Source organism: Bacillus sp. FJAT-28004 (genome assembly GCF_001280845.1).
Taxonomy (GTDB): Bacteria; Bacillota; Bacilli; order Paenibacillales; family Paenibacillaceae; genus Pristimantibacillus.
Map to the genome: position 1 here is coordinate 664,348 of NZ_LGHP01000002.1, position 21,469 is coordinate 685,816.

A 21,469-nucleotide genomic window follows, 5' to 3' on the forward strand; every position below is an offset into this window, starting at 1 on the left:
GATGAGAATCGATGCGCATCAGCATTATTGGAAGACAGCGCGTGGAGACTATGGTTGGCTGACTCCGGAACAGGGGATTTTATATGCGGACTATATGCCGGAACAGCTGCATGAAACACTGGCATCTTATGGCTTCGAACGTACGATTGTAGTGCAAGCTGCGCCCACGTTAGAAGAAACTGAATTCATGTTGTCCTTATATGAAAAGTATGACAGTATTGCCGGGGTGGTCGGCTGGCTGGATCTGGATTCGCCGGAGTTTGGAGAGCAATATACCAGATTCCGCAAGCATGAAGGTTTTGTTGGGTTTCGACCAATGCTGCAGGATTTACATGACCAATGGATCCTTCAGACTGGGGTCATGAAAAATATGGAATTGGTAGTCAGGGATGAGTTTCCGATTGACTTACAGCTTAGGCCACGCCATCTTCCTTATATATTGGAGGTATTACGTGTCTTTCCAACCCTCAGGGCAGTGATCGATCATGCTGCCAAGCCTTTTATCTCAGAAAAATCCTTAGACCCTTGGAAGATGCAAATGACCGAAATAGCTGCCTATCCTAACGTTATGTGCAAGCTGTCCGGTCTGGTCACTGAAGCGAACCAACAAACTTGGGGCTGGGAAGACTTGGCTCCTTATGTGCACCATGTCGTCGAAGTGTTTGGAACAGATCGGATCATGTTCGGGAGCGATTGGCCTGTTTGTTTAACGACTTGCAGTTACAGAGAGGTTTATGATGCTTTGTTGAAGTCTCTCCCTCCTAACTTGTCCCAATACGATCATGACGCCATCTTTGGGTGCAATGCAAAGCGATTTTATAAATTGCATAACACTTAGTGAAAAATAAACTGACCTCTTTTTTATTGTTTATCCTGGACCATAAACTTCATAGATGAGCGACCTCCTGATGGTGAGATTTTAGGGCTACAGACCCTTTAACAACTCCCATATTACAGAGGCGCTCTTTTTTTTATTCAAAGTCCTATTAATGAATCTAGAATAGTTCAAGAAACATAAATGGAGAATAGTAAGAACATAGCTCTGAAGTTCGGGGGGATTTATATGCACAAATACATTTATTGGCATGCTTTTTTTAAAGCGAACAGAGAGGAAAAGGTAAGTAAGATGCTCACAAGATTTAATGAAGTATGTGACATGAAGGGTACCTTAATTTCGTGTGAACGTTATTGGAAGGACTCCTCCTTATTCGATGTTGTTTTTAGTACACCTTTAAATAAGGACGAAATTACAGATGCTGTTTTCGCAGCATTAGTCATCTCTCACAAGTTGGCTTATCAATGGGAGGTCACTGGTCCGTACATTTCTGAACCAGGGAAATGGGAATTTAGTGGATTGACCACAAAAACCAAGGTCACAGGGATTGAATGGATTGAGTTTAGGGTTGAGTCCGAGATAAGTGATGGAAGAAACGGGTAACTATCGTTCAATAACAAGAGGGCTGCCAAATGGCCGTGCCACTCCTTTAAGTATATTAATAGCTTAGATTAAGCCATAAAAAAGGAGGGTTAATCCATTGTCCGCATGTAGACCTTCGCCATCATTTCATTTCGCTTATGTCACGAATTTCAAGGATGATACCGTGTCGGTGATTGATACCCGAACAACAAAGGTCAAGGCAACAATCAAGACCGGCCGTGGACCTTTTGAGATTGCTGTTACACCTGATAGGAAGTATGCTTATGTTGTCAATAAAAGCGATAACACCGCTCAAGTAATCAAAAGAAAAACAAATAAAATTATCCGTACCATCCAGGTCGGAAAAGCTCCATCGGATGTAGGTGCATCGCGAAACTTCGTCTATGTTACGAACTCGGCTGACCATACCGTTTCAGTAATTTGTATAAAGAAACAAAGAGTTGTTAAAACGATAAAGGTTGAAAAAAAACCGGTAGGAGTAACCATTACTCCTAAGAAGTCCGGCTTTAGAACTTTAGGATTTGTAAGTAATAACGCCAGCAATACGATTTCTATTTTTGATGTGAAAAACAACAAGGTTATCGATACGATAAAAGCCGGCGTCGGCCCAGATCAAATTGCTTTCACGATGAACCGCAAATTAGCTTATGTCACCACGGATAATAATGTTTTGGTTATAGGTATTCATAATCGAAGGATCCTAAAAAAGATTAAAGTTGGACTTAAACCGATCGGTATAGCCATAACCCCTAACAACAAATTTGCCTATGTTGGTAATGAAGGGGATAACACGGTTTCTGTCATAAAACTAATAAATAACAAGGTGATAGCTACCATTCCGGTGGGGATCAAACCCGGTATTGTAGCCATCACACAAGATAGTAAATATGCTTATGTTGCTAATTTTGGAGAAAATACAGTTTCTGTTATAAGAATCAGAGATAATAAGGTTATTAAGACGGTAAAAGTAGGAAATGCAGCATCGGGGCTTGCTATTATCCCTTTATAGATGGTCTTGAAAAATTTAATAGTACTATTTGTTGCATTTGAGTTACTTATTATTTCTGGCAAGTCATTCAACTAACGGAGAACGATAGTTTAATAAAGACACGGATAACAGTACAAAAAACCAGCGGCAGTTCAGGACTTATCGGTCTGAACTGCACCCCGTCAAGTAGACAATACAAATAATAAAAATCAATTAAGCGGCCTTGGTCCTAAATTCCATCGGACTCAGGCCGTTTAGTTTTGCTTGTAACCGTTCGTTATTGTAAAAGTGAATGTAGGCCTCAATGTCCCTCTTAAGCTCCTCAAAAGTATGGTACGTGTGCAAATAATACTTTTCACATTTCAAGGTCCCCCAGAAAGATTCCATCGGACCGTTATCGATGCACCGCCCAACTCGGGACATACTTTGAATCATTTTGTTGTCATCTAAGAGCTTCTTAAAGCCCAAGGAGGTGTATTGGTAGCCTCGATCGCTATGAAGCATCGGGCTGCTTACTGGAGCTGCTTGCACGGCCAGTTTCAACGTCTGGAATACAAGTGGATTGTTATTGGAACGCCCTAATACATAGGAGACGATGGATTTATCATGAAGGTCCAATATAGCGCTTAAATACGCTTTTTGGCCAGGACCGCACTTGAATTCCGTTACATCGGTAAGCCACTTTTCATTCGGTGCATCGGCAWGGAATTCGCGGTTTAGCAAATTCTCCGCCACCTGCTGAGGAGTGGCGTTAGCATATCTCTTTCTCTTCCTCCGGATAACGGATTGGATTCCCTGTACCTTCATCAGGCGGTATACGCGCTTATGATTAATCGTTTTTTTCGTTTGGCTGCGCATGTGCAGCGTTAATTGACGATATCCAAAGATACGCTCTACTTTCTCATAAATGGTCATCATGACATGCGTCAAGTCTGCGTTCTCCTGTTCACGGGAACTGGGTTTGCGATTTAGCCACTTGTAGTAGCTTGAGCGTGGAATACCTGCAATTTCACACAGAAGCTGAACACTGAACAACGCTTCTTCTCGAAGCGCTTGAATGGCAAGATAGACGTTCTCTTGGCGATATTGGCTTAACTTCGCCTCCTTTGGAATTCCCGTAACTTTTTTAGAAATGCATTCTCCGCTCGAAGCCGCTCCATCTCGTACTCCATCTTCTTCATTTCGAGTTTCTGTTGATCGGCCTCCGTTAATTCTTCTTGCGCTTTCTTTCGTCCTCGGCCATCCTTTAACGCCTCCTGACCGTCAGCTTCGAATTTCTTTACCCATTGATACACTTGTTGGTAGGAGACCTGAAAGTGTCCTGCCGTCTGCTGGTAATCATGTTGGTGTGCCAGGCAATATTGAACAATATCGATCCGTTCTTGATATGTCGTAGAGCGACCCTTTGTCATAGCTTTTGCTTCCCCTTTATAGGCTTTTAAGCTGCTATGACCATTATACTTGTTAATCCAGTTGAAAAGCTGTCTCGTACTAGCAATCTTGTATTTATCGATGATCTGGTACTGAGACAATTCCCCCTCAAGGTAATCTTTCACCGCTCGGAGCTTAAGCTCCGCACTGTAGCTTTGAAGATGCGTACGGCGCTCCAACCCTTCATACCCATATGTTTTGTACCGACGCTGCCATTTCATTAAAGTCGTCTTGTTAATCTCATATTTCTTCGCAGCTGCCAGAAAACCAATTTCCCCATTCGATACTTCCTCGAGAATGGCGAGTTTCTCCAAAGCATTATATTTTCCTCTAGACATGAAAAAGCTCCCCTCACAGTAGCAGGCTTTTTATTATTTCACCTGTCTACCGTATGGGGAGCATATCAATCCAAGACTGCCGCTGGTTTTATTATTAGAGTCTGCTCATATTTGTTGATCTAAACGCTCGGGAGAAATGAAAAAAAACTGCCCACGAACCACTTACAGAGATTTATCGTCCACGCTGTCCAGCCACGCCTCGATGGTGCCGATTACGGAGGAGACGCAGCCATCTTCGAAGGGGGAGATCAGGCCAGCCGCGCTTGCGAGCTCCGTGAAGGAGAGGCTGCCCCCGAGACGGCATAGGCCGAGGTAATCGTTCCACGAAGCTTCGCGGTCTTCGCGGGACTTCTTCCAGAATTGAAACGCGCAGAGCTGCGCCAGTGTGTAGTCGATGTAGTAGAACGGCGAGTTGAAAATATGCCCCTGCTTGTGCCAGAAGCCGCCTGCCGCCAAGTACGAGTTGTCCGCGTAATCGCGATGAGGGAGGTATTTCTTCTCGATCTCGCGCCACGCATGCTTCCGCTCGGTCGGCGTCGCATCCGGATTCGCATACACGTAATGCTGAAATTCGTCCACGGTAACGCCGTACGGAATGAAGATGAGTGAGCTGGCGAGGTGGTCGAACCGGTATTTGTCTGCGTCCTCCTTGAAGAACAGCTCCATCCACGGCCAAGTTAGAAACTCCATGCTCATGGAATGGATCTCGCAGGCTTCGTAGGTCGGGAAGGCATACTCCGGCACCGCGTAGCCACGGCTCTCGTATACCTGAAACGCATGCCCGGCTTCGTGTGTCAACACGTCGATATCGCCGGATGTGCCGTTGAAGTTGGAGAAAATGTACGGCGCCTTGTGTTCGCTAATATACGTACAGTAACCACCGCCTTGCTTGCCTTTCTTGGCGACGAGGTCCGTCAGCTCGTTGTCCTGCATAAACCGGAAGAACGCGTCCGTCTCCGGCGATAGTTCCGCGTACATCTTCGCGCCCCCGACCACGATCCAGTCCGGGTCGCCTTTCGGCGTCGCGTTGCCGGACAGGAAGGCAAGGTTCTCGTCGTAATAGAGCAGCTTGTCAACCTCGATGCGGCTCCGCTGACGTTCCTTGAGTATCGTCGCGGCCGGCACGATATGGTCCTGTACCTGCTTCCGGAAGTTCGCGACCATGCCCGCGTCGTAGTCGGTCCGACTCATGCGGGCGTAGCCAAGCTCGACGAAGTTGTCGAAGCCAAGCTTATTCGCGATGCGCGTGCGAACTTTGACCAGATCATCATAAATGCGGTCGAGGGTCGCTTCGTTCTCCGCCATGAAGCCGGAGGACGCTTCGGCGGCGCGTCTGCGCATATCGCGGTCGGTCGATTGTTGGAACGGACCGAGCTGCGCGAGCGTGCGCTCTTCGCCTTCGAACGGAATTTTCGCGGAAGCGATCAGCTTCGAGTATTCCGTCGTTAATTTGTTCTCCTGCTGTAGATCCTCGATAACCTCCGGGCTGAATGTTTTCAGCGACAGCTCGGCGAGCCGAAACAGTTGCTGCCCCCACTTGGCCTTCAACTCGGGACGGAACTTCGAGCCGACCAGCGCCCGGTAATAGTCCGTCACGAATTCCTGCACGACCGGGCTGTTCTCGTCGTAGAAGTCCTGCTCGGCTTTGTAGAATTCGTCATTCGTATCGATGGAATGGCGAATGCTCGCGATCGTTTGCATCGTGTCGAACTCGCTGCGGAGCTTGTTCATGCCTGTCATCGCCGCGTCCTGTTCCTCGTAGCTGCCCGCCGCGGCGAACACACCAAGCAATTCCTTGAACTTCACCTCGAACGCCTTCACGTCCGGCCTCTCGTATGTATATTCGCTAAATCTCATGCACCATGCACCGCCCTCCGGTTTTTAAGACTGAGGCGCTTACGCCCAGGCTATGCTGTTCGTCCCGCTTGTCGAATCCAGCATGCCTGGCACCAAGACGACAAGCGCGCAGTCATGATTCCAGTATACCCCATTTCCTGCGGGCCTTCGAGATAAGAAATTGAGGCAAATGCTGTGATAAAAGCGATTGAGAAATCAAAGAGTTAATGAGCGATTGGTGACCTGCTAATTATGTAGGCTCCTTGAATAGGTTGCTTATTCAACTAACGGGCAGGATAACCTGACAACGCAATAGATGTAAACATTTACAATTTAAGAACGTATGTTCTAAAATGAAGGGGTGAGTTTATTAAATAGGAGGCCTCAGAGAATATAATGATAACGATTAAGAATCAACAAGGTGAATTTTTGTTTAGAGTAGCTGGAATTTTACGAAATGGTAATAAAATTCTCTTTCAAAAGAACAAAAAGGGGGATGCATGGGTCTTGCCTGGTGGCAGGGCTGAGGTGAACGAGCCTACAGAGAAGGCCGTTGTTCGTGAGTTCTTGGAGGAGTTAGGATTTAATATCAAGGTAATTCGTCTCTTTGCAGTAATTGAAAACTTTAACGCTTACGGGTATAAGTCACTTCATGAATTTGGAATGTACTATGAAGTTAGCTTGTTGAAGCAATTACCACATGATTTCATTCAGTTCGAAGGTATTGAGGAGTCAGTGAGATTGATTTTTAGATGGGTTAGTGTTGACGAGTTACATCAAGTGAACGTGTATCACAAAGCGTTAAAGCCTTTATTAACCGATTTGCCAACTGATTTTAAGCACTTAGTAAACTTAGATGATTAAACTAACGGGAAACGATATTTCAATAAAAACACGGAAGCAGCTGACCACAATGATAGGCTGTTTCATTATGCTAACGAGCAGTTTAGTTGAGTAACAAAAAATGATAAACTGGAGAGGGATACTTTTTTTCTAACTTAGTTACTGGCATAAAAGACAGCATATATAAACATTTAAATCCTCTGGGTAAGCATTTTAACCCAATTGGATAATCGTTCTGAATGTGAACTTTACACTATCAACTTTCCATACTCCCCCCGTATATACAAAATATGAAGTTCGATCAGAGACATAATGATCTTCTGCAGTCAAACCATTTCCAAAGATAAGTGATTGCGTTAAACTTGCAGTTGTCTTGCTCGTATAGTAAACAGATGTTATTGGAGCTTCTTGCTTATGATCTTTATCCTGCAGCCCTTTATTTTTCACTATTGAATTGATAAGAGTAATTTCCAATATTAAGTTGCACTAATCAGCTTACGGCATGGGAGATGAACAGAATAGATTTCGGGATCTATGTCCTACGAGCTGTCCTACTCATCTTATTAAGCTATTGGTCGGATTAGTTTTGAAAGGAAATAAATGTTTTTACAGTAAACTTATAGAGGGAATTACTAGAAAATTTCGAGTTTACAAATCTGCTATGGGGGGATTCGCTTGGCTGAGGAAGTTGTTATTAAAGAATATACTCCAGAATGGCTTCAAGAGTTTGAGAAAGAGAAGGCGAAGATACTTCAAACTCTGCAACACAATATAGTTTATATCGAACACATAGGAAGTACCTCGGTAGTCGGTTTACCATCTAAACCGATATTGGACATTGCAGTTGGTGTGAATCATCTTGATGAAGCAGATTCATTTATAGAACCTTTGAGTAAGCTTGATTACGAATATGTATATAAATTGGAATTTCCCAATCGTCGTTTTTTTCGTAAAGGAGAATGGCGAAAAGGAACACATCACCTTCACGTATATGAATTAACCAGTGACGAATGGAACAACAACCTTTTATTCCGTGATTACCTCAGAAGCCATCCAGAGAAAGTATTAGAATATGCCAAACTTAAGAAGCATCTTGCATCCATATATCAAGAAGATAGAGTGACTTACACCGAAATGAAAGCACCATTCATTCAATCGGTTATAGAATTGGCAAAGAAACGTTGAACTAACGGAGAACGATAGTTGAATAACACACATGAATGAGCAGGCGCTGCGGTGGCCTGCTCATTTTAATAAGTTTTATCCCAGTACCCATTAGCTTTTACAATTTGTAAAGCGTATTCTCCTTCGGGACTTGAATCTGGGTACCAGCCTAAATCAATTATTATTGATTCTTCTCCCTCTGTGGGTATAGGGCAGCATAGTAGAATCGAATTGGAGCACGAAATTGTAGATTTTTTTCTGCGAGACAGATATGTTTCGGCCAGAATTGGCATCATTAAGGCGGATACCGATGAGGAACGCTTAGAGGTACGAGAAATGGAGGAATAACGTGCGGGAGAGCGTAGAGAATGTACGTAAAAAGATGAGAGCCGAACAAAGCGATGAAGCGGACGATGTGCTCGTCTGTCGTGCTAGGGCAGGCGATCATGTGGCTTTTGGTGAACTGGTACACCGTCACCGAGCCAAAGCCTACGGATTTGCTTTTTCTATGGCGCAGGACACATATTTGGCCGATGATATCGTCCAGGAAGCGCTGGTCGGTGCATTTATACGCCTCGGCAGTTTACTCGAGCCCTCACGTTTCGGGCCGTGGCTGCAACGTATTGTTCGGAATCAGGCTTACATGCGCCTACGCCGTGGTGGTCCCTACGGCAAAGAACGTCCTCTTTCTAGCTATAAATCATCTTCGAGCGAAAGCGATAGGGGAGACGCCGAAGCCGTCTTGTTTCACCTGTCGCGATCAGCCTCGGAAAGGCAGGATCTTAGTCCTGAGGAGCGTCTTGTTCGTATGGAAATGCTTCGCGGTCTACGGGATATGCTGCACTGTCTCAGCCCACGAGAGCGGGACGTGTTCGAGGCGCATTTTTACCGGGAACTACAACCGAAAGAAATCGCCGAATTGTTTCGAACTACAGTCACGAACGTATACAACCATCTTTTCCGTTCTCGTACCAAGCTGCAGCGTGAGCACATAAGAGTCCATGTCGCCGGATACGTTCAATTCCGACAAGCTCTTGGAAAGCCCCAGAAACGAATATTGGATGAATTCGGAAAACGATTTTAATGAAAAGGAGTGTTGTGTTATGGCCAATCAGGATTGGAAGACGGAACTGCAAGGAACGTGGACGTCCGCGGGGCGGGCGACGCATTGGGCAATAGCAAAGAAAAAGGAGGTGAGTCTCACCGAATTTATGGGGTACTCGAGTCATGCGTTCCGCATTAACATCAATGGTGATAATGTTGATGTCGCCGGTCCAACCGGCTATGAATGGGAAGACATTTTGCCGAAGGGATTATTGAATCTAGGAGTTCGTTGTAAATGGTTGCGAACTCCAAATTTCACACCGCCTACACCTGAGATGCTCGCCGAAGCTCTTGAACTGATCCAAGACAGCATCGATCGGGGAATACCGGCTGTCGGGTGGGATTTGCTTATTCCGGAGTTCGGGATCATCTACGGTTATGATGACGGCGAGTGTGTACTTCACGTGAAGGATCCACACGGGGATGGTAAGCTTCCATATGAAAAGCTTGGTCGAGGACAGGTTACCGAGATGTTCGTGCTCACCCTTACAGATTCGTTTGATGTTAGCAAAGAATTGATGCTTTCCGGAGCGCTCGATATGATCATTGACCATGCCCGCAGGCGTCAGCATAACAACGAACTGCCGAAATACGAAAACGGTCTAAAAGCATACGAAGAATGGATTCGAGCGTTTACAAACCGAACTGTAGATGCATTTGGTAATTCTTACAACACGTCGGTTGTCTATGATGCGCGTAAGCATGCTTTCCGCTTTTTGCGCGGTGTAGTCATGGATTGGAATGGAGCATCCACTTTGGAAAAAGAAGTACGGGAACGCGCAGAATGTGCGGCTGAACATTACGCGGTTGTCGAACAATCGCTAGCGTTATTGAATGAAATGTTTCCTTTTCCGGATGGTGGAACTCCAAACGATCCCGTGCATGCCGAACGAGCAATTGCACAGCTGAATGCGGCAAAATCGGCCGAAGAGAAGGGCTTGTTGGAGCTTGAGGCTATACGTGAACTGTTGTCGGCGAAAGCGAATAGGTAAGCACACAAAGCGGGGGTAGGCAGCAACTTTTAATAGGAATCTTAACTTAAAAAGGATGAGCCAGAAGCCGCAGCAACCCTGACTCATCCACTTAACTCCATTCAACTAACGGGGAACGAGAACGACTTGGAGAATAAAGGGCAGCCATGATAATGATCATTTCTTCTTTATCTGGTTTTCGATTGTTAGTAGCATGAGTAAATTGCTTATGAAATCCTGTTAATAGAAAGCTATCGGAATGGAACAAATACTCATTCCTTTTTCCATTAAGGGCCAGATAAAGGAACAGTAAGGGAACTTGACACGGCATCATTTGGTGTCCTATAATCATTAAGACACTAAATGGTGTCCTAATAGGTTATTATAAAGTTTAGTCAGTGACATTACAGGTAATAATAATGAAAAGGTGGGGGGGATTTTGAACGAAAACAGTCAAGTGAGGGATGTTTATGACGCTGTTGCTGATCCCACAAGGCGAAAATTACTTCAATTGTTGGCAGATGTTGAAGACTTACCCTTACATGAGATAACGGTTCATTTTCAAATGGGCCGTACAGCAGTTTCAAAGCATTTGGCTATCCTGAAAGATGCTAATCTCGTAATTGCTCGAAGGATTGGTAGAGAAACGAGATATCGGTTGAATGCCAATCCATTGAAAGAAATTCAAGATTGGGTATCTTTTTACGAAGGATTCTGGAAGGAAAGAATAGATAAATTAAAACTTTTATTGGAGGAAAAAAAATGAAACCAGATGTATCATTGGATTTTCAATTTAATAGTTCAATCGAGCAGGTGTGGAACGCTTTAACCGATTCGAATATGCTTGCGAAATGGATCTGGGACAATGATTTTAAACCAGTCGTTGGACATAAATTTCAGTTTAGGACAGAGCCATCCGAATGGTGGAATGGAATCGTAGATAGTGAGGTACTCGTAGTGGACGAGCCTCATACATTATCCTATACTTGGTTAAGTGCCGGAGAAAGCACTACGATTACATGGACTTTGAAAGAAGGTTCAGATGGAACGATACATTTACATCTCGATCAAACTGGATTTAGTGAAGAAACTAAAGCCCGCCAGGGAGCCATCGAGGGAGCAACATATGCTTGGAAGAATTTTGGGGGCCAGCTCGGAAAAGTTTTAACAGAACTATAATTGATATTATTAATATTAATCAAATGATACAAATAATCTATTCTTCAACAATAGAGCGCAATTCCGTAGTAAGAATTGTGCTCTTTTTTTATGGAATAAAGGAAACATGACCATACTGGTTTTAGAGAATGGAGAGGAGATCACTATGAAAATAAATCAATTAATTGCGAACAATATTAACAAATTAGATGAAGTACTACCAGTAGATAAATCGTTAGGAATAGCTGGTTTGTCTGGATCTGGTAAAACAACTTTTTGTCAAACCATTGGTGAAGAATCCAAGAAGCGTCTCGTTTCCTTATTGCCAAAGGCTGAATATCAGTATTTATTTCCTAATATTATGGAAACCAATTTCAGTGCCATCAAGATGGAAGAAATGCCACTTGTACTTTTTCTAGGTAGATCATCCATTTCTTCAAATCCACGTTCAACCATTGGCACACATACTGGCGTGTTTACAGAGATTCGTGTTACTGTCGCTGAAAAATATAATCTTTCTCCAGAAGTTTTTTCATTTAATAATGAATTAGGCTGGTGTCCGGATTGTAAAGGTCGCGGAACGACTAAAAATATCGAATGTAAAAAGTGTATGGGGAAGCGCTATAATCAAGAAGTTGAACAATATAAATTCGAATTATTTGATCAAGCACAGAGCATTTCCGATATCAATGATTTAAGCGTTGAAACTATTTTTTCACTAGCAGAAGTTTTAAAGATTAGTGAAGGTAAACAACAAATTCTAAAAAATATAATCAATATGAATATTGGTTACTTAACATTAAATCGCATTATGGGTACATTGTCAGGTGGAGAAGTAACAAGGCTTTACTTGGCAGAATTCATGGCAACAAGTGAAAATACGGTTATTATCATTGATGAAATCTCCGTGGGTCTTGATCACCAAACACTATTGAAAATTTTAGCAGAGATTAAACAGCTGGGGTATAAGAATCAAATTTGGCTCATTGACCATTCTGACACGGTGCTTGACACAGCGGACGAGCATTTGTTCTTTGGACCTGGCAGTGGTAAATACGGCGGGAAAATTGTTGAAGAATCACCACGTCCCAAACCAATCCATGGGGAACGAAATCAAGCAATACCAACAGAATATTACCAATTTCGTGATCTATATTGTCGTAATATTCAAATGGCTGAAATCCAGATTCCCCAAAATAGACTTGTAACTTTTACAGGTGAGTCTGGATGTGGTAAATCTACACTTGTCAATGAGTGTATGTCCAAAGATTTTCTGAAGCGATATCCCAAAGATAAGCTGGTAATGGTTGGGCAAGATCGAAACCAATCGATTACCAGTCGGTCAACCGTTGCGACTTTTCTTGATATTAAAAGGAAGCTCACAAAATATAGTGATGATATTGATGATATTTTTCAGCGCTCGATTGAAGATATTATTGATGAACTGCCAAATGAAGACATCGCTCATAAACGCTTAAGCTTATTGATCAAACTTGGGCTTGGTTATTTGACGTTGGAGAGAAAAACACAGTCGTTATCGACTGGTGAATTTCAATGTGTCCATTTAGTTTCAGAGCTGTTTGCGGGCTCAAGAAACCCACATACGCTTTTTATTTTTGACGAGCCTTCAAAAGGTTTATCACAAAACATTTTAAATCAATTCATTGATAGTGTTAGGGTCATTCTACAGGATGAATCCGTCTCAATCATAATGATTGAACATAATTCGTATATGTTGGAAAGCTCTGATTTTATCGTTGATTTTGGTAAAAGACAGCTTGGACCTGTGGAGCATCTTGATGTTGCCAGTCATGATGATTATTATCGTGGCCATAACAATGCGGCTAGCGTTGCTCCATTGCAAATTTCTTCGACACTCAATCAACAAAATGGAGTTAACTACTTAAAAGAAAATCATATTGCCTACTTTAAAAATTCAGAAAACGTCTATAAGGGTGGCATCTTAAAAAGCTTATCTTCAATGGCCCGTTTGATTTATGGCGAATATGAATCCGAAAAAATTGCACCCGTCATCGCCATTGATCTAGAACGTCACTTGTATAGTCAATATACTTTTCTCTATGAAATTGGTGGCTTGATCAACCATATTGTGGCGGCGCATCCAACCAATAAAGATACGAATAGCTTCGATTTCTATAATCCAGCCAATCATTGTCCATGCTGCTCGGGCCGCCGATTCATTGAAAAATTTGATTTTGACGTTGTTATTCAGGACAAAACCGTTCCATTCTGGGATGGCTTATTGCATCCAGATGCGATGGAGATTTTAAAATTCTATCAATTTCAAAAATTACATTTCATCTTTGATGAGATTAAGAATGAGCTCGGTCAGGATATAAGCAAAAGTTATAACGAGATGACAGAAGCGGAAAAGCATACCTTTTTATACGGGTATTGGGAAAAGTCGTTTTATGATAAAGAAACCAAGGCATCAAGAACTTGGGAAGGCTTTAATAAGATCATTGGGATGTATATGGTTGTATCGAAATCGATTATTAAAGAGCATATAAAAGAATCAAAAAAATTGATTACCTGCCCAATCTGTCAAGGAACCGTACTTAAGCATCATAAAAAGCTGAAATTTGGCGAGACGGATATTCGTGAGATTACGCAGCAACCTCTTGATCAAGTCATTAAAACCGTTGGAAAACTCCAGGTTCTAGAAAAAATGAAAGCCATTGTCGGCGGCAATATGGTTTTGACGGAAGATGTCTCACTATTGCCTAGGGAAACACAAGCTGCGCTGAAAATGCTTGAACTAGAGATTGCAAGCTTTGCGCACTATGAAATGGTATTACAAAATGTCCTGCCATTCTGGGGCAGTATTAGCGGCAGTATCGAATCCATCAGTATTAATAATCGGATCACCATCTGTGATTTTGACAATATCACCGAAACGAGAGAAACGATCATTGATAAGTATTTCACCAATGGAAAATACAAAAAATTGACCTATGTCTACGAGGCGTTTGGTTACAAAAAAATTGTCACCTTAATTAATAAGATTAAAGCAAGTCATCCTTGTCCATTCTGTAAAGGGAAAAAAGTAATTTCGGAAGATGGACTCCATGACGGCGTGTTTAAATTATCGGTTCCATGTATTAGTTGTTATGCAAGTGGCATCAATGATGAAGGGCGTAAAGAAATCGTCGAAGGCATAGACGTGCAAACATGGCTAACTGGCAAAGTAAGTGATGTTGTTACTGAAAGCTTAAATATTGAGGCTGTAGCAGATATTCCAATTTTCAATCGTATTCGTGAGTTGAATAAACAAGAAATGATGGCCGTTTACCAATTCCTTGAGCAAAATAATTAATTTAAATGATAAACAAGCGATATTTTAATACGGAGCAAGATGTCATTCAGTGAAGGAAACTCATTTGCAGTAAGAAATTGCAAATGAGTTTTTTTGCTATTCTGAAGAGGGGACCCGATCCGTTATCGGGATGCAGGAGCTGCTATAGCACTTACCTCTTTATTCCTCGCATCCAACTGCTTCTGGATTTCTTTCCGTACCTCTTCGATACCTGCTTGCTTTAGCTCCTCGTTAAACTTGGGGAGAATCATGTCCACATCGACGGTGCCAGTCATGAGGCTTGGATAGTATTTCTCCCAAATCATCTCGATGTTATCGGTTTGGGCGGTCAGCTTGGATAGATCAGGAGTAAAGCCGAGAACAGTGGACTTGTTGACTTCAGCGTTGTATTTGCGGAATTGATCCCATTTATCGAGGGGTTCCGGGTTATCACCGCCCATGGTTTTCAGGATAAACCAGTTGCCCTGTGTATATTGTACCCCTGTATAGCTTGCTGGTGCATCCGGGATTGGGTCGCCGTGGCTGTCTTTGCCGGGAATGGGAATCGCTTGCCCTTGTTCACTCAGCGTGTAATGCACACCTTCAATCCCATAATTAAATAGGTTTCGTATTTCAGGGTCGGTATTGAGTAGATTCAGAAACTTAATACACGCAATGGGATACTTGGTGTTGGCATTAACAGCCATGATTCCTCCACGGACCGATTCCGTAGTGACGACGCTAGGGGTTACGGGATTGGATACAACCTTGTAACCGCGATCCTTACTCCAAGCAGTTTCCGAGAGTGGGCCGCCACCTGAGGACTTCCAGAACACTTTATTCCCACGCTTAAGTCCGCCAGGCTCCCGCAGCGCCGCGTCCTTATTAATGAAGCCTTCCTTATAATAACGCCGTAATGTGTCTAATACTTGCCGTGCTTCCTTTGTTTCGAATATATTCACGACCTTAGCGCTTGGGTCTAGTGATTCCACCATCAAGGGAACTTTATGATTCACAATATATTCGTAGCCATAGAGAGCGAAGAAATTGTGTGAGTCCCGATCTAATTCCATTGGCATGTATGCAGGCTCATTCTGCTGAATCATCCGGAGCAGCGGTTCAAGCGATTCAAGCGTATTATAATTGGTAATGTCGATATTGTACTTTTTCACTATTGAAGCAGGGTACATCCAATGATCACGAACAGCCAGCTCTTTATTGGTTGGCACTCCATAAATGCCTCCATCATTCATTCGTACCCCTTGCCAAAAGATGGGGTCAATGGTGTCGTACAAATCTTTACCTAGACTTGTAAGATAGTCATCAAGTCTCAGCCATGCGCCGCGCATAGTGGTGGTTGCATAATTGGGTGCAAAAGCGATGTCGAAAGGACTTCCTGCGGATATAAGTGTGTTCAGCCGATCTTCATACTCCTGCCAGCCTACCTTGATATAAGTGATCGTCACACCAATTTTACGAGATAGTATTTCATTGATTTTATCATTTACGAGCTTCAGATCCTTGTCAGGCTCTCCAATCGTGTAATAAATCAGATTTACAGTATCACCATGATCGTTATCATCGTTGTTTCTGCTAGGCTGCAGGGTGCAACCGGTCGTATACGCTGTGAGCAGCAGTATAATACTGATCGTCATGAAGATACGTCTGTGTCTAGAGCAACTTAGCATCGATATCCTCCTTACTGGCGAGTTCGTTGTTAACCTTTTCCCCGCAGATCAGAGGGAGATTTTCCGAAAAAGCTTTGAAAGTGTGTATAGAAATAATTGAGATTGTTGTAGCCTACGGAAAGTGCGATACTAGAAATCTTCTCATCTGACGATTGAATTCGTTCTTGTGCGAGGAGCATTCGGTATGCCATTAGGTATTCTGAAAATTTCATTTCGGATTCTTTAAGAAATAATTGTCCAAGGTAGGTACTGTTCATCTGGAAGCGCTCTGCCACTGATTTTAAGGTGATATTCTGAGCATACTCCGTCTTGATCATCAGCAGAATGCGGTTGACCAGCTTGGATAAGCGGTCATAGCTTACGCCCAGTACCGGATCCTTGTTCAAACTCTCGCAGCTAGTATTGCCTATCGTACCACCCAGATCTTCAACAATAATTTTCTCAATCACTTGTTGCAGCTTTGTACGATCTAAAGGCTTGAGTAGATAGTCTTTAACACCACAACGAATGGCCTCTTGGGCATACTTGAATTCACTATAGCCGCTCATAATTACATATTTGGTCGGAATTTGGAGCTCGTTAAGTCTTTGGATCGTTTCATAGCCAAGATCCTTGCCAACGCAGACATCAAAAATCGCGACATCCGGCAGCAGGTCTACAACCTTTGACATAGCCACCTCTGTAGATTCGCAGGTATCTATTCGACTAAAGCCGTATTGTTTCCAGTCTAGGATTCGCTTCATGCCCTCCAAAATCTGTGGTTCGTCATCCATTATCAGCAGTTTGTACATGTTCAATCACCTCTTTTGGAATCCGTACAGAAATCTTAACTCCAGCTTCCTCATTATTCTCAATCTCTATAGAAAAACTTTTCCCATAAAAGAAGTGAAGCCTTGTGTATACGTTGCGTAAACCGATACTCTCTGAAGAAGTATCATCCTGGTTGGACAGTGTGTTTCTCACTGTATTTAAACGCTCTGCCTTAATACCACACCCATTATCCACGAATTCTAATACATAATAATCTTCAGCTTCCCAGCCATTAACGATATACAGGTTAAACTCATTACTAGCGTTAAAGCCATGGACGAAAAAATTCTCAGCCAAAGGCTGCATCCAGAATTTCACGGTAGGGATCGAGAGTAACGCAGGCTCTACATTGACTTGATAAAAAAAACGTTCTGGATACTTAAACTCCATAATCTCTAAGTACTTCTGCAGCAATTCCAGCTCACTTGCAATCGTAATAATATTTTCCTTTTTGACAATCTCACGATAGAGCGCTCCTAAGGTAGCAATGGCATCAGCGGTGTCCCTGTCCTGGTTAACCAGAGCAGTGGAGCGGATAACCTCTAATGTATTATAAAGAAAATGAGGATTGATCTGATTTTGGAGCGCTTTCATCTCGGTTTCTTGCTGCTTTAGTTTAAGCAAATATTCATTCCGAATATGCTTATCCAATTGCTGAATCATATCATCTAATTCCCTTGCAATCATGCCATATTCATTTCGACGATAACGGGCAGGGCGATTAGGTGTGAAATTGGCTGTTTTCACGCGTCCAATCGATTGAATAATGCGGTGCAGGAAGCGAGAATCATCCCGCAAATTGTACACGATGAGCAGCAGTACACTAATCATGGTCGTTAATACGATTAGAAAGATGGTGATCAGCATCCTGGCATGCTGCCGAATCAGCATAGATAAATCAACGATGCTAACGAATTTGAAATTGAACTTGGTGGACGGAAAGGTGATAAAAAAGTTATGCTCAAAAAACCCCTTCGAAATATAACCATGACTGCGTCCATTCGCCGCCGCTAGACGGGATAATTCCTTCAAGTCTTGGTCCTGTCCGTTACCGATAAGATAGATCTCACCAGAAGCGCTGACTGCAGCAGCCTTTCCCAATCGATATTTTTGTATAGATTTAAAGATTTGATCACTGCTGACCAAGAAGCGCAGCTCCCCTAATTCCTTAGAGCCGAGTGCTAGATCCGATAGCTTCTTGCGATATACGAAGCCTTTCAGAATGGTATCGTGAAAAGTTTCATCTGTATTTGGCAGACCGAACATGAAGCTTGCAATTCCGTTATCGTTAAAGTGTACGACATTGCCATACTGGTTGGTATGCAGACTAACCTGCGTGATTCCGCCTTGCGCCCAGCTGTACAGGTAGGTTTTAATATCCTCTGGGAAAGATACCAGAGGTTGAGAGAATTGGCTGTTTTGCAGACTATTGGTTAAGTAGCCTTCGGCACTATTGCTTAAAAAGCTGCGAGCATCATCCATCAGATCATGATTGGAGTAGATACGCTGCATGTAGGCCTCAATTCGGTCAGCATCATACTGAAGCTCATTCTCTACACCAGCGAAAGCATTAGCAGCCTCTAAACGGGCGTCACCAACCCATTGATTCAGCAGCATCGCACAGGTCAGAATGCCAAGCGTGAGTCCAATGATCACGACGAAGACGACATAGGCAATAAACTTGTAACGATAAATTTTGATTTGTAAAAAAGAGTTCATCCGACACCTCAATTGCAGCAGCATGCCCTAAAGTAAGCGTTTACCATATCACTTTATCATGATTAAGCAAAGCTTCATAGATAGCAAGAAAAAAGCATCCCATACAGAGTGTCTCAATAGGGGATGCTTATTCTTATAAATCTTACTTGAAGTAGCTATTAATTTGCTCTTGAGCAGCTTTCATAATCGTGTCCATGCCAGCGGACTTTAATTCAGCAGTAATCTTCGGAATCATTTTCTCCGGATCGGATGCGCCTGTAATGAGTTCATATCTGTATTTATCCCATACCGATTGGCAATTTGCGACTTCTGTCTGAAGATTACTGATGTCTAGTGCGAAACCTAGTACAGTGGAAGATGTCGCTGCGTCATTCAGCTTTTTAACCTGTTCCCATTGATCCTCAGGGGCACCTTTGGTAACCGCTAGATTGAAGAATGTACCTTGGGAGTAAGCGGCCAGCGGCCAAGTATCGGAAGTACGCTCGATTACTTTTTCGCCATCGACATTTTTGTAGTCTACGTCTAACTCACCGAATGCCAGCATATTGCGCAGTTTTGGATCTGTGTTGACCAGTTCGAGGTACTTCAATGCTTCCTTCTTATATTTCGAATTGGCAGAAATTGCGTTCAGGGAGCCTTGGATCGTGCTCGTTGTATAAATAGGGCCAAAGTGCTGAACCATATCATATTTTTGAATAGCATCATTGATCTGCCAGCCTACTTCTGCGCCTGGGAATGCCTGAGCAGCAAAGAATGGTCTGCCTTTGTCGTTCTCTGTTTTAGTCGGAGCATCTGGGTTGATGATGCCATCCTGATACCATTGATGCAGGAGCTTCAGATCGGCCATAACATCAGGCTGCTCGAGAACAGAGACAACCGTGCGTGATGCATCGTCAGCTTTGACGCCAATTGGAGTGAAGCCTAGCGTTAGATCGTCATAATTGTTAAAGAAACCGTTCAAGCCTTCGCCTTGCGTCATTGGCAATGGGTAGAAGCTCTTGCCTTCACCAGACTTTATGCTGTGCAGAGGTGTATCAAGGTCCTGTAGTGTTTTGATGTTGTTGATATCGATATTGTACTTTTGCACGTATTTATCATCGTACACCCAATATTGTGTTAATGCTGAATCCTTGTATGTGGGAACGGAATAATATTTGCCGCCAATTTTCGTGCCATCCCATACCTTTTCAGGAATCAATTTGTATAAGTCAGCCGTTTCACTTTGGACCAAATCAGTGATATCGGCAAAAGCTCCCATAGCGACTTGTTTGCTGTATTTACCGCTGTTTGTGAACATAATGTCGAATGGTTCGCCCGTATTCACAATCGTGTTTATTTTGGTATCCCATTCACCCCAGCTGGCTACCTTGATGTCAATTTTCACACCAATTTTCTCCGCTGTGTATGCATTCATGGCATCAATAGCTTTGCTGAAGTTATTAGGGACTTGGCCACCGATGGTCCACCAGACCAACGTTGGAATATCTTTACTAGGTGTTTCCGTGTCCTTTGGTGCATCTGTAGTTGCATTAGTTGTCTTAGGCTCATTTGTTGCAGCTGGAGAGTTCGAGCCGGAGCAGGCTGCTAAGGCAGTCACCAGTAGTGTGAGAATACTAATCGTAGAGATGATCTTCCAAGGTTTCTTCATTTCATTTCCCCCTATTTAAGTTGTATCACCGCAAGAGTTGTACAGTGATCTATCATAAACCAAGTTAGCTTGGCTTATTTCGGTGGTTATCCTTTGACAGCGCCGATCGTTAGTCCGGAAATGAAATATTTCTGGAAGAACGGATAGGCGAAGGCTACAGGCAGAACAATGATAATGGCTACAGCCATGCGGGCAGATTCCTTAGGCATCGTTGCAACGAGCACGGCATAGCTAACGCCCATACTTGCAGCATTCTTGGCAAGTGCATCCACATTGCTCATCAAGCTATTTAACAGTGCTTGCAGAGAATAGAGGTTCTGGTTGTTGATATACAGCATCGATTGGAACCAGTCATTCCAATAAGAGAAGCAAAGGAATAGTCCAATTGTTGCAATAACCGGCAAGGAGATCGGTAGGATGATGGAGAAAAAGATTCGCAGCTGGCTCGCGCCATCAATTTCAGCAGATTCAATCAGCCCATCGGGAATCGTGCTTTTAAAGAAGGTTTTACAAATGATCACATTGAACGATGAGACGGCCAGCGGAAGAATAAGTGCCCAGACGCTATCTTTTAGCCCTAATAAATTTGTATTAATGAAGTAGCTGGATACGAGACCGCCATTGAATATCATGGGGATGAATACGACCCAGGTCAGAAAGCCATTCAGCTTGTAGGTTGGGCGTGAAAGCACATAGCCCATGGACGTGGTAAGCAGTACACCGAGCACGGTACCCACCGCCGTAACAAGAGCGGATACGCCGAGTGCCCGCAGAATCATCGTTCCCTGTTTGATTACATAGCCGTAAGCCTCTCCTGACAAAGCAATTGGCAACAGATGATATCCTGTCTCACGTATGGAATCCTCGCTGGATAATGAAATGGATAGAACAACGATTACAGGTATGACGCAGAGCAGCGCCAAGACGATAAATATCAGGTTGAAAAAGATGTTTACGATGTTGCTTGTACGGTTAAATTTCTCAAGGCCTGTTTCATAAGTCGTTTTCGTTGACATG

18 protein-coding genes are annotated in these 21,469 nt (G+C 43.2%); 10 read left to right on the forward strand and 8 right to left on the reverse strand.

The features are described 5' to 3' along the window. Position 1: 1 nt before the first annotated feature. From AC787_RS33880 to AC787_RS24925, 3 genes are all read left to right on the forward strand, one after another. Complete coding sequence (locus AC787_RS33880) at positions 2 to 838, forward strand: amidohydrolase family protein (RefSeq protein WP_054027659.1); 837 nt, start codon at positions 2 to 4, stop codon at positions 836 to 838. 225 nt (positions 839 to 1,063) lie between these two features. Next, the gene (locus tag AC787_RS24920) at positions 1,064 to 1,438 is read left to right on the forward strand and encodes a hypothetical protein (RefSeq protein ID WP_054027660.1); all 375 of its coding nucleotides are present in this window, start codon (positions 1,064 to 1,066) and stop codon (positions 1,436 to 1,438) included. 97 nt (positions 1,439 to 1,535) lie between these two features. Then, positions 1,536 to 2,447, forward strand: a complete 912-nt coding sequence (locus AC787_RS24925) for a beta-propeller fold lactonase family protein (RefSeq protein ID WP_054027661.1) — start codon at positions 1,536 to 1,538, stop codon at positions 2,445 to 2,447. A 192-nt stretch (positions 2,448 to 2,639) separates the two neighbouring features. Here the strand turns inward: AC787_RS24925 and AC787_RS24930 are convergent, their stop codons facing one another. The 3 genes from AC787_RS24930 to AC787_RS24940 form a co-directional block, all read right to left on the reverse strand. Beyond that, complete coding sequence (locus AC787_RS24930) at positions 2,640 to 3,560, reverse strand: IS3 family transposase (protein WP_321166146.1); 921 nt, start codon at positions 3,558 to 3,560, stop codon at positions 2,640 to 2,642. After that, complete coding sequence (locus AC787_RS24935) at positions 3,518 to 4,195, reverse strand: helix-turn-helix domain-containing protein (RefSeq protein WP_054024929.1); 678 nt, start codon at positions 4,193 to 4,195, stop codon at positions 3,518 to 3,520. The genes AC787_RS24930 and AC787_RS24935 overlap by 43 nt, the downstream gene beginning before the upstream one ends. A 162-nt stretch (positions 4,196 to 4,357) precedes the next feature. Continuing rightward, positions 4,358 to 6,052 (reverse strand): M3 family oligoendopeptidase, encoded by a 1,695-nt coding sequence (locus AC787_RS24940; protein WP_054027662.1) that lies wholly within the window; start codon positions 6,050 to 6,052, stop codon positions 4,358 to 4,360. A gap of 375 nt (positions 6,053 to 6,427) precedes the next feature. Here AC787_RS24940 and AC787_RS24945 point away from each other — a divergent pair, with 375 nt between their 5' ends. From AC787_RS24945 to AC787_RS24980, 7 genes are all read left to right on the forward strand, one after another. Beyond that, a complete protein-coding gene (locus AC787_RS24945; RefSeq protein WP_054027663.1) occupies positions 6,428 to 6,895 on the forward strand; it encodes an NUDIX hydrolase in 468 nt (155 codons plus the stop codon). A 654-nt stretch (positions 6,896 to 7,549) separates the two neighbouring features. Next, positions 7,550 to 8,059, forward strand: coding sequence for a GrpB family protein (locus AC787_RS24955; protein ID WP_054027665.1), 510 nt, complete (start codon positions 7,550 to 7,552; stop codon positions 8,057 to 8,059). A 328-nt stretch (positions 8,060 to 8,387) separates the two neighbouring features. Continuing rightward, positions 8,388 to 9,122 carry an RNA polymerase sigma factor gene (locus AC787_RS24960; RefSeq protein WP_054027666.1) on the forward strand — a complete coding sequence of 245 codons (735 nt, stop codon included), beginning with the start codon at positions 8,388 to 8,390 and terminating at the stop codon, positions 9,120 to 9,122. A gap of 19 nt (positions 9,123 to 9,141) precedes the next feature. Beyond that, positions 9,142 to 10,134: a hypothetical protein gene (locus AC787_RS24965; RefSeq protein ID WP_054027667.1), complete on the forward strand. Its 993-nt coding sequence runs from the start codon at positions 9,142 to 9,144 to the stop codon at positions 10,132 to 10,134. 418 nt (positions 10,135 to 10,552) lie between these two features. Next, positions 10,553 to 10,879 (forward strand): ArsR/SmtB family transcription factor, encoded by a 327-nt coding sequence (locus AC787_RS24970; RefSeq protein ID WP_054027668.1) that lies wholly within the window; start codon positions 10,553 to 10,555, stop codon positions 10,877 to 10,879. Continuing rightward, complete coding sequence (locus AC787_RS24975) at positions 10,876 to 11,292, forward strand: SRPBCC family protein (protein ID WP_054027669.1); 417 nt, start codon at positions 10,876 to 10,878, stop codon at positions 11,290 to 11,292. The genes AC787_RS24970 and AC787_RS24975 overlap by 4 nt, the downstream gene beginning before the upstream one ends. A gap of 145 nt (positions 11,293 to 11,437) precedes the next feature. After that, the gene (locus tag AC787_RS24980; protein ID WP_054027670.1) at positions 11,438 to 14,608 is read left to right on the forward strand and encodes an ATP-binding cassette domain-containing protein; all 3,171 of its coding nucleotides are present in this window, start codon (positions 11,438 to 11,440) and stop codon (positions 14,606 to 14,608) included. A 122-nt stretch (positions 14,609 to 14,730) separates the two neighbouring features. Here AC787_RS24980 and AC787_RS24985 read toward each other — a convergent pair whose 3' ends face one another. The 5 genes from AC787_RS24985 to AC787_RS25005 form a co-directional block, all read right to left on the reverse strand. Continuing rightward, positions 14,731 to 16,275, reverse strand: coding sequence for an ABC transporter substrate-binding protein (locus AC787_RS24985; RefSeq protein ID WP_054027671.1), 1,545 nt, complete (start codon positions 16,273 to 16,275; stop codon positions 14,731 to 14,733). 29 nt (positions 16,276 to 16,304) lie between these two features. Continuing rightward, entirely contained in the window at positions 16,305 to 17,066 is a 762-nt protein-coding gene (locus AC787_RS24990) for a response regulator transcription factor (RefSeq protein WP_054027672.1), read from the reverse strand. Further along, on the reverse strand, positions 17,041 to 18,804 hold the full coding sequence (locus AC787_RS24995; RefSeq protein WP_054027673.1) for a sensor histidine kinase: 1,764 nt from the start codon (positions 18,802 to 18,804) through the stop codon (positions 17,041 to 17,043). The genes AC787_RS24990 and AC787_RS24995 overlap by 26 nt, the downstream gene beginning before the upstream one ends. Positions 18,805 to 18,946: 142 nt before the next feature. Next, positions 18,947 to 20,452 (reverse strand): ABC transporter substrate-binding protein, encoded by a 1,506-nt coding sequence (locus AC787_RS25000; RefSeq protein ID WP_054027674.1) that lies wholly within the window; start codon positions 20,450 to 20,452, stop codon positions 18,947 to 18,949. Positions 20,453 to 20,538: 86 nt separating this feature from the next. Then, positions 20,539 to 21,468, reverse strand: a complete 930-nt coding sequence (locus AC787_RS25005) for a carbohydrate ABC transporter permease (protein ID WP_054027675.1) — start codon at positions 21,466 to 21,468, stop codon at positions 20,539 to 20,541. Between the last annotated feature and the right edge of the window lies 1 nt (position 21,469).

Excerpts from the sequence above, each read along its gene's own strand:
- AC787_RS33880 (WP_054027659.1), top strand. The coding sequence starts at position 2 with ATGAGAATCGATGCGCATCAGCATTATTGGAAGACAGCGCGTGGAGAC.
- AC787_RS24920 (WP_054027660.1), top strand. The coding sequence starts at position 1,064 with ATGCACAAATACATTTATTGGCATGCTTTTTTTAAAGCGAACAGAGAG.
- AC787_RS24935 (WP_054024929.1), bottom strand. The coding sequence starts at position 4,195 with ATGTCTAGAGGAAAATATAATGCTTTGGAGAAACTCGCCATTCTCGAG.
- AC787_RS24940 (WP_054027662.1), bottom strand. The coding sequence starts at position 6,052 with ATGAGATTTAGCGAATATACATACGAGAGGCCGGACGTGAAGGCGTTC.
- AC787_RS24945 (WP_054027663.1), top strand. The coding sequence starts at position 6,428 with ATGATAACGATTAAGAATCAACAAGGTGAATTTTTGTTTAGAGTAGCT.
- AC787_RS24965 (WP_054027667.1), top strand. The coding sequence starts at position 9,142 with ATGGCCAATCAGGATTGGAAGACGGAACTGCAAGGAACGTGGACGTCC.
- AC787_RS24975 (WP_054027669.1), top strand. The coding sequence starts at position 10,876 with ATGAAACCAGATGTATCATTGGATTTTCAATTTAATAGTTCAATCGAG.
- AC787_RS24980 (WP_054027670.1), top strand. The coding sequence starts at position 11,438 with ATGAAAATAAATCAATTAATTGCGAACAATATTAACAAATTAGATGAA.
- AC787_RS24985 (WP_054027671.1), bottom strand. The coding sequence starts at position 16,275 with ATGCTAAGTTGCTCTAGACACAGACGTATCTTCATGACGATCAGTATT.
- AC787_RS24990 (WP_054027672.1), bottom strand. The coding sequence starts at position 17,066 with ATGTACAAACTGCTGATAATGGATGACGAACCACAGATTTTGGAGGGC.
- AC787_RS24995 (WP_054027673.1), bottom strand. The coding sequence starts at position 18,804 with ATGAACTCTTTTTTACAAATCAAAATTTATCGTTACAAGTTTATTGCC.
- AC787_RS25000 (WP_054027674.1), bottom strand. The coding sequence starts at position 20,452 with ATGAAGAAACCTTGGAAGATCATCTCTACGATTAGTATTCTCACACTA.
- AC787_RS25005 (WP_054027675.1), bottom strand. The coding sequence starts at position 21,468 with ATGTCAACGAAAACGACTTATGAAACAGGCCTTGAGAAATTTAACCGT.